Annotated in this window: 8 protein-coding genes; 7 read left to right on the forward strand and 1 reads right to left on the reverse strand. The window is 63.5% G+C overall.

All coding sequences use genetic code 11. The features are described 5' to 3' along the window. The 5 genes from EN750_RS11300 to EN750_RS11320 form a co-directional block, all read left to right on the forward strand. Window positions 1–973 (forward strand): efflux RND transporter permease subunit (locus EN750_RS11300; RefSeq protein WP_145967561.1); only part of this gene is annotated, 973 nt, incomplete at its 5' end. 80 nt (window positions 974–1,053) lie between these two features. Continuing rightward, on the forward strand, window positions 1,054–1,677 hold the full coding sequence (gene nthA / locus EN750_RS11305) for a nitrile hydratase subunit alpha (protein WP_127396474.1): 624 nt from the start codon (window positions 1,054–1,056) through the stop codon (window positions 1,675–1,677). Continuing rightward, entirely contained in the window at window positions 1,674–2,333 is a 660-nt protein-coding gene (gene nthB / locus EN750_RS11310) for a nitrile hydratase subunit beta (RefSeq protein WP_127396475.1), read from the forward strand. Before nthA ends, nthB begins: the two co-directional genes overlap by 4 nt. Next, window positions 2,320–2,679: a nitrile hydratase accessory protein gene (locus EN750_RS11315; RefSeq protein WP_127381144.1), complete on the forward strand. Its 360-nt coding sequence runs from the start codon at window positions 2,320–2,322 to the stop codon at window positions 2,677–2,679. The genes nthB and EN750_RS11315 overlap by 14 nt, the downstream gene beginning before the upstream one ends. 144 nt (window positions 2,680–2,823) lie before the next feature. Then, a complete protein-coding gene (locus EN750_RS11320) occupies window positions 2,824–3,951 on the forward strand; it encodes an ATP-dependent RecD-like DNA helicase (protein ID WP_127396476.1) in 1,128 nt (375 codons plus the stop codon). Here the strand turns inward: EN750_RS11320 and EN750_RS11325 are convergent. After that, window positions 3,944–4,366 carry an STAS/SEC14 domain-containing protein gene (locus EN750_RS11325; RefSeq protein ID WP_127271116.1) on the reverse strand — a complete coding sequence of 141 codons (423 nt, stop codon included), beginning with the start codon at window positions 4,364–4,366 and terminating at the stop codon, window positions 3,944–3,946. The genes EN750_RS11320 and EN750_RS11325 overlap by 8 nt on opposite strands. A gap of 135 nt (window positions 4,367–4,501) precedes the next feature. Between EN750_RS11325 and EN750_RS11330 the strand changes: the two genes are divergently transcribed. Together EN750_RS11330 and EN750_RS11335 are read left to right on the forward strand one after the other, a co-directional pair. Next, window positions 4,502–5,242 carry a pyridoxine 5'-phosphate synthase gene (locus EN750_RS11330; protein WP_127396477.1) on the forward strand — a complete coding sequence of 247 codons (741 nt, stop codon included), beginning with the start codon at window positions 4,502–4,504 and terminating at the stop codon, window positions 5,240–5,242. Window positions 5,243–5,346: 104 nt separating this feature from the next. Next, a partial coding sequence (locus EN750_RS11335) for a potassium transporter Kup (RefSeq protein ID WP_145967563.1) occupies window positions 5,347–7,250 on the forward strand: 1,904 nt, incomplete at its 3' end.

Raw genomic sequence — 7,250 nt, forward strand, 5'->3', positions numbered from 1 at the left:
GTTCGGCACCGACCAGGTTTCGACAATCTTCGGTTCGGCCGACAGCTACGAAGTCATCACCGAGCTCGACCCCAAAATCGAGTGGTCGCCCGAGCGGATGCTGGCCATCCAGATGAGGACGGCGAGCGGCAGTCTTGTTCCGCTCGGCGCCTTCGCCCGGGTCGATCGCACTGCCGGCGCCCTGACGGTCAACCAACTCGGCCAGCTTCCAGCCGTGACCATCTCCTACAATCTGCCGCAGGGCGTGGCGCTGGGCGACAGCGTGACGCGCATCAATGCGCTCAAGGAGCAGATCGGCATGCCGACGGTGATCTCGACGACCTTCGCCGGCACGGCCAAGACCTTCCAGGATTCTCTTGCCAACCAGGGTTTTCTGGTCGGCGGCGCAATCCTGACCATCTATATCGTGCTCGGCATCCTCTACGAGAGCTTCATCCACCCGCTGACCATCCTTACCGGCCTGCCATCGGCCGTGCTGGGAGCGGTCGTTGCGCTGCGCTTCGCCGGCATGGATCTGTCTGTTGTCGCGGTGATCGGCATCCTGATGCTGATCGGCATCGTCAAGAAGAACGGCATCATGATGGTCGACGTCGCGCTTGAACTGCGACGAGAAGGCATGTCCGCGACCGAGTCGATCCACAAGGCCTGCCTGATGCGGTTCAGGCCGATCATGATGACGACGCTGGCGGCACTGATGGGCACGTTCCCGATTGCGCTCGGCACCGGGGCCAGCGCCGAACTGCGCCAGCCGCTGGGCGTTGCCGTTGTCGGCGGCCTGCTTGCCTCGCAGGCACTGACCCTGTTCGTGACGCCGGTGATCTATGTCTACATGGAGAATTTCTCGGGCTGGCTGGTCGGGCTCTGGTCGAAGCGCAAGGGCGAGACGGGCCCGGTCGAAGCGGGGGATCAGCCGTCGCTATTCAAGGCCAGGGAAGACATGCTGCCCGAACCGCAGCGGGCGGCGGCCGAATGATGTGACAGCGCCAGCGCCATGTGCCGTTGGCCCAAGCCGTTGCGCTTGCGGCGGCATCACTGGAAACGTAGTTTGCGGCCATGTCACACGATCATGACCACGACAACGAACTCGATCCGTTTGCCGCCCGCGTGCGCGCGCTGGAAACCATCCTCACTCAGAAGGGGCTGATCGATCCGGCCGCGATCGACGTCATCGTCGACACCTACGAGACGAAGATCGGCCCGCGCAATGGCGCCAGGGTGGTGGCGAAAGCCTGGAGCGATCCTGGCTTTGCCGACTGGCTGAAGCTCGACGCGACGGCGGCGATCGAATCGCTGGGCTATACCGGCCGCCAAGGCGAGCACATGCAGGCGGTGTTCAACACCGAGGAGACGCACAATCTCGTCGTCTGCACGCTGTGCTCCTGCTATCCGTGGTCGGTGCTCGGCCTGCCGCCGGTCTGGTACAAGGCGCCGCCCTATCGTTCGCGCGCGGTGATCGATCCGCGCGGCGTATTGGAAGAATTCGGGCTGACGCTGCCTGCTGGGACAAAAATACGCGTCTGGGATTCGACCGCGGAGCTGCGCTATCTCGTCGTGCCGATGCGGCCCGAGGGCACCGAGCGCTGGAGCGAGGAGCGGCTGGCGGAACTGGTCAGCCGTGACGCGATGATCGGCACCGGCCTGGCCCAAAGACCTGAAATAGAGGGGCAACCGGCATGAACGGGCCGCACGATCTTGGCGGACAGATGGGCTTCGGCCCGGTCGCACCCGAAAAAGACGAGCCTTACTTCCACGCCGCCTGGGAAAGGCGGGCGCTCGGCGTGACACTGACTGCCGGCGCCATGGGCGCGTGGAACATCGACGAGAGCCGGCACGCGCGGGAATCACTGCATCCGGCTGTCTACTATTCATCGAGCTACTACCAGATATGGATCAAGGCGCTGGAGGTGCTGTTGAAGCGCCATGGCTTCGTCAGCGAGCGCGATCTCGAAGCCGGCAAGGCAGTCGATCCGGCAGCGACTCCCAAGAGGGTGTTGAAGGCAGAAAATGTGCCTGGAGTGCTGGCCAAGGGTGGTCCTTGCGACCGGCCGGTGGCGCAGCCGGCGCGGTTCAAGGCCGGCGATCCCGTGCGGACCAAGAACTTCAACCCGACCGGCCACACGCGGCTGCCGCGCTATGCGCGCGCCAAGCAGGGGGTGATTGAGACGGTGCACGACGGTTTCGTGTTCCCCGACAGCAACGCGCATGGACACGGCGAAAATCCGCAATGGGTCTACACCGTGGTTTTCGAAGGGCCGGAAATCTGGGGCGAGGGCGCCGACCCGACGCTGAGCGTCTCGATAGACGCCTGGGAGAGCTATCTTGAGCCGGCGTGATACGGATCTGCCCGAGCTGCCGCCGGGCGTCGATGCGCCGGTGTTTGCCGAGCCGTGGCAGGCTGAGGCGTTCGCCATGACGGTGGCGTTGCACGACAAGGGCCTGTTTTCGTGGAGCGAGTGGGCGCAGGCGCTGTCGATCGAAGTGAAGAAGCCAGGCGCCGCGGCTGACGGCCATGACTATTACGAACATTGGCTGGCCGCGCTGGAAAGCCTGCTTGCCACCAAAGGGCTGGCCGCGAAGTCGGATGTCGACGCCATGGCTGAAGCCTGGGAGCGCGCCGCGCATGCCACGCCGCACGGCAAGCCGATCCTGCTGGAAAACGATCCCCAGCCGATTCGATAAGGCGTGGGGTGAGCTTGTATGTTCCCTTTACGTTCTTGTCTGCGCCTGATAGCCTGACCCGTCGGCGGCATTGAAGCGTCCCGGCGCATCGATGATGGTGGCGGCTGTCTTGTCTTTCCCTTGCGAATCCGGTCTCTCGCGCTGATGGAATTCTCTCCCCAACAGGACGAAGCGCTGAAGGCGGTCGCCCAATGGCTGAAGACCGGCCAGCCGCAGCTGTTCCGGCTGTTCGGCTATGCCGGCACCGGCAAGACGACGCTGGCGCGCTATTTCGCCGAACATGTCGACGGCCAGGTGCAGTTCGCCGCCTTCACCGGCAAGGCGGCGCAGGTGCTGCGCTCCAAGGGTGCGGTCAATGCGCGCACCATCCATTCGCTGATCTACCGGCCGAAGGGCGAGGAATCGGTGGCCGACGAGGTCACCGGCAAGACGTCGATGTCGCCGACCTTCTCGCTCAACCGCCAGAGCCCGATTACGCGGGCGAAACTGGTCGTCATCGACGAATGCTCGATGGTCGACGAGCAGCTCGGCCGCGACCTGATGAGTTTCGGCACGCCGATCCTGGTGCTGGGCGACCCCGGCCAGCTGCCGCCGATCTCGGGTGGCGGCTTCTTCACCGACCACGAGCCGGATTTTTTGCTGACCGAAATCCACCGGCAGGCGCGCGACAACCCGATCCTGCGGCTGGCGCTCGATGTGCGCGAGGGCCGTGAATTCATGCGTGGCGACTATGGCACGGCGCAGGTGATCGGCAAGGAAGACGTCACCCAGGAGCTGGTGCTGAAGGCGGACCAAGTGCTGGTCGGCACCAACCGCACGCGTCGCCGCTACAATCAGCGGCTGCGCGAGCTCAAGGGCTTCAACGCCGATTATCCGCAGGCCGGCGACAAGCTGGTCTGCCTGCGCAACGATCCGGCAAAGGGCCTGCTCAATGGCTCGCTGTGGAAGGTGATGACCTCGTCGCGCGAGACGGTGAAGCCCGGCATCAACCTTCTGGTGTCGCCGGAAGAGGACGATCCGGATCGCGGCGTCGCCAAGATCAAGCTGCTCAAGGCGGCGTTCGAGGATCCCGATGCCGACATCCCGTGGCAGCAGAAGAAGCGCTTCGACGATTTCGACTATGGCTACGCGCTGACCGTGCACAAGGCGCAGGGCTCCCAGTGGAACGAGATCGTGCTGTTCGATGAAAGCTGGGCCTTCAAGGAAACCCGCCAGCGATGGCTCTACACCGCCATTACGCGGGCGGCCGAGCGGCTGACGATCGTCAGGTAGGGGCGCCGGATGCTGTTGCTCCGATAGGCTGCGCGGCAAGCCATTGCCAGGCGGCGGCCTCGTCCTCCGCCTTGAAGTGCCTGATTTCAACGGGCGGGGAGGACGGCAGAAAGCGTTGTGCGTCCGCTATCCAGTCCGGTTCGCCGATGGTTGCGCAACGGCCGACATGTTTCAATGCATGGATCGCGCCCTGCTTCAGGGTCTCGTCCGCGATGTCGGCCCAGTCGACGCCATCGTGGTCGACGAGGCGCACCAGCACATCGATGCGCGGATGCAGGGCATAGGCTGCCTCCAGCAGCCCGAAAAGATTTTCACCGTCGGCCGCGGAAACGTGCCCGACGACATCGATGGCGAAAAGGTCGTCGCGGCTGGTCTCGATACGGCGAATTGCCGGAACCTCATCGAGAAAATTCATCGGCGCTTTCCTTTCCCGGCTCGTTCATCAGGCTTGGAACACCCGAAACCCCCAGTCTGTTCCCACCAAAGGCATTACTGTTCCCGTCAAAGGCATTATAGGTGGGCGCGTTGAATGATTTCCGAGGCCGCCCGCATGCCTGCAAAGCTCTCCGTCAACCTCAATGCCATCGCCATGCTGCGCAACCGCCGCGACCTGCCGTGGCCAAGCGTGACCGGCCTCGGCCGCATTGCGCTGGCGGCCGGGGCGCATGGGCTGACGGTGCATCCGCGTCCCGACGAGCGGCACACAAGACACTCCGATCTGCCTGAGATTCGGTTGCTGATCGACGACGAGTTTCCGCGCGCGGAATTCAACATCGAAGGCTATCCGACCGAGGATTTCCTGTTGCTTGTGGAAAAGCATCAGCCTGAGCAGGTGACTTTGGTGCCGGACGATCCGGCCCAGGCGACATCGGACCATGGCTGGAACTTCGCCACCCAGGCCGCGTTCCTTACACCGATCGTCAAACGCTTGAAAAAAGGGGGCTTTCGCGTGTCGCTGTTTTCCGATCCGGATCCCGATTGGGTGGCGGCCGCACGCGACACCGGTGCCGATCGCATCGAGCTCTATACTGGTCCATATGGCAGCTATCACACAGATTCCGCCAAAGCGGCCAAAGAGCTGGAAAGATTGGGAAAAACCGCTGACGCGGCGCTTGCCGCCGGGCTGCAGGTCAATGCCGGGCACGATCTGGTGGTCGGCAATCTGCCGGCGCTGGTCAAGCGCATTCCGGCATTGGCCGAAGTGTCGATCGGACATGGGTTGACAGCCGACGCGTTGGAGTATGGCATGGCCGGCACGGTGGGTCGGTTCCTCAAGGCCTGCGGATGGTAGCGATGGGCAGCCTGGCGCGGCAGGCATGGCAGCCATTACGCGACGGCACTTGATATTGCATCGCAGCAAGCGTAGAGCACCGCGCGCTTATCGGAGTGTCGTCCATGGCCCTTACCAACACTGGTAGTGAGGCAGAACCCGTCGAACAATCGAGCCATTCGGAAGTCGAACAGCACAGCACCAAGGTTCTGATGCTGGGCGCGCTCGGTGTCGTCTATGGGGATATCGGCACCAGCCCGATCTACGCCTTTCGCGAGGCGCTGGTGGCGTCGTCGGGCGGCAATGTCGCCCAGCGCGGCGATATTCTCGGCGTGCTGTCGCTGATCATCTGGTCGCTGACGATCATCGTCACCATCAAATACATCATGTTCGTGCTGCGCGCCGACAACCGCGGCGAGGGCGGCGTGCTGTCGCTGATGGCGCTGGCGCGCGGCAGTTTCCCCAAGCGTTCAGCATTGATGCTCGCTATCGGCATCGTCGGGGCATCGCTTTTCTTCGGTGACGCCGTCATCACACCGGCGATTTCGGTGCTGTCGGCGGTTGAGGGCATGAATGTCGTCACGCCGACCTTCCAGCCCTATGTCGTGCCGCTGACATTGGTCATCCTTGCCATGGTGTTCGCGGTGCAGCGCTTTGGCACGGGCGGGGTGGGATTGGTGTTCGGCCCGGTGACCGCGGTATGGTTCCTGGCCATCGGCCTTTCCGGCCTCAACCACATCATCGCCGATCCGGAAATCCTGTGGGCGGTGAGCCCGCACTACATCGTCGCCTTCCTGATCAATTCGCCCGATGTCGCCTTCGTGACCATCGGCGCCATCTTTCTCGCCGTGACCGGCGCCGAAGCGCTCTATGCCGATCTCGGCCATTTCGGCCGCAAGCCGATCGTGCTGGCCTGGCTGGCGATCGTGTTTCCCTGCCTGCTGCTCAATTATGCCGGGCAGGGTGCCTTCGTGCTGGCCAAGAATGGCGTCGTCGGTCATCCGTTCTTCGAGATGAACGAAGGCTGGACGCTGATCCCGATGGTCGTGCTGGCGACCGCCGCTACCGTCATCGCCAGCCAGGCGGTGATATCAGGCGCGTTCTCGCTGACCAGGCAGGCGGTGCAGCTCAACATGCTGCCGCGGCTCGAAATCCTGCACACGTCGGAGAAACAGTCCGGCCAGATCTACATGCCGCGCGTCAATCTTCTGCTGGCGCTGGTGGTGATGATGCTGGTGGTCGGCTTCGGCGAGTCCAGCAGGCTGGCGTCGGCCTACGGTATTTCGGTGACCGGCAACATGCTGGTGACGACGGTGCTGCTCTATGTCGTCATGACGCGCATCTGGAAATGGCGGCTGTGGGTGGCAATCTCGCTTACGGCGCTGTTCGGCTTCATCGATGTCGGCTTCTTTGCTTCCAACATCGTCAAGGTGTTCGAGGGCGGCTGGGCCTCGCTGGCCGTGGCCTTCACCGTCGTGCTGGCCATGTGGACCTGGGTGCGCGGCAGCCGCTATCTGTTCGACAAGACCCGACGCAACGAGATCCCGCTGGATTTCCTGGCCGGCAATCTGTTGAAGAAGAAGCCTCAGCTGGTGTCAGGCACCGCCGTGTTCCTGACCAGCGATCCGCTCAGTGCGCCAACCGCACTGATGCACAGCCTGAAGCACTACAAGGTGCTGCATGAGCAGAACGTCATCCTTTCGGTGGTGACCGCGCCGCAGCCGGTGGTGCCCGACAGCGACCGGGTCAAGATGGAGACCGTCAACGAGCTGTTCATGCGCGTGACGCTGACCTTCGGCTACATGGAGCAGCCCAACATCCCGCGCGCACTGGCGATCTGCCGCAAGCAGGGCTGGAAGTTCGACATCATGACGACCTCGTTCTTCCTGTCGCGGCGTTCGCTCAAGGCCTCGCCCAATTCCGGCATGCCGGTGTGGCAGGACCGGCTGTTCATCGGCCTGGCCCGCACGGCGGCCGACGCGACGGAGTACTTTCAGATCCCGACCGGGCGCGTGGTCGAGATCGGCAC

Source organism: Mesorhizobium sp. M7A.F.Ca.ET.027.03.2.1, assembly GCF_003999175.1.
In the GTDB taxonomy this organism is placed as follows: domain Bacteria; phylum Pseudomonadota; class Alphaproteobacteria; order Rhizobiales; family Rhizobiaceae; genus Mesorhizobium.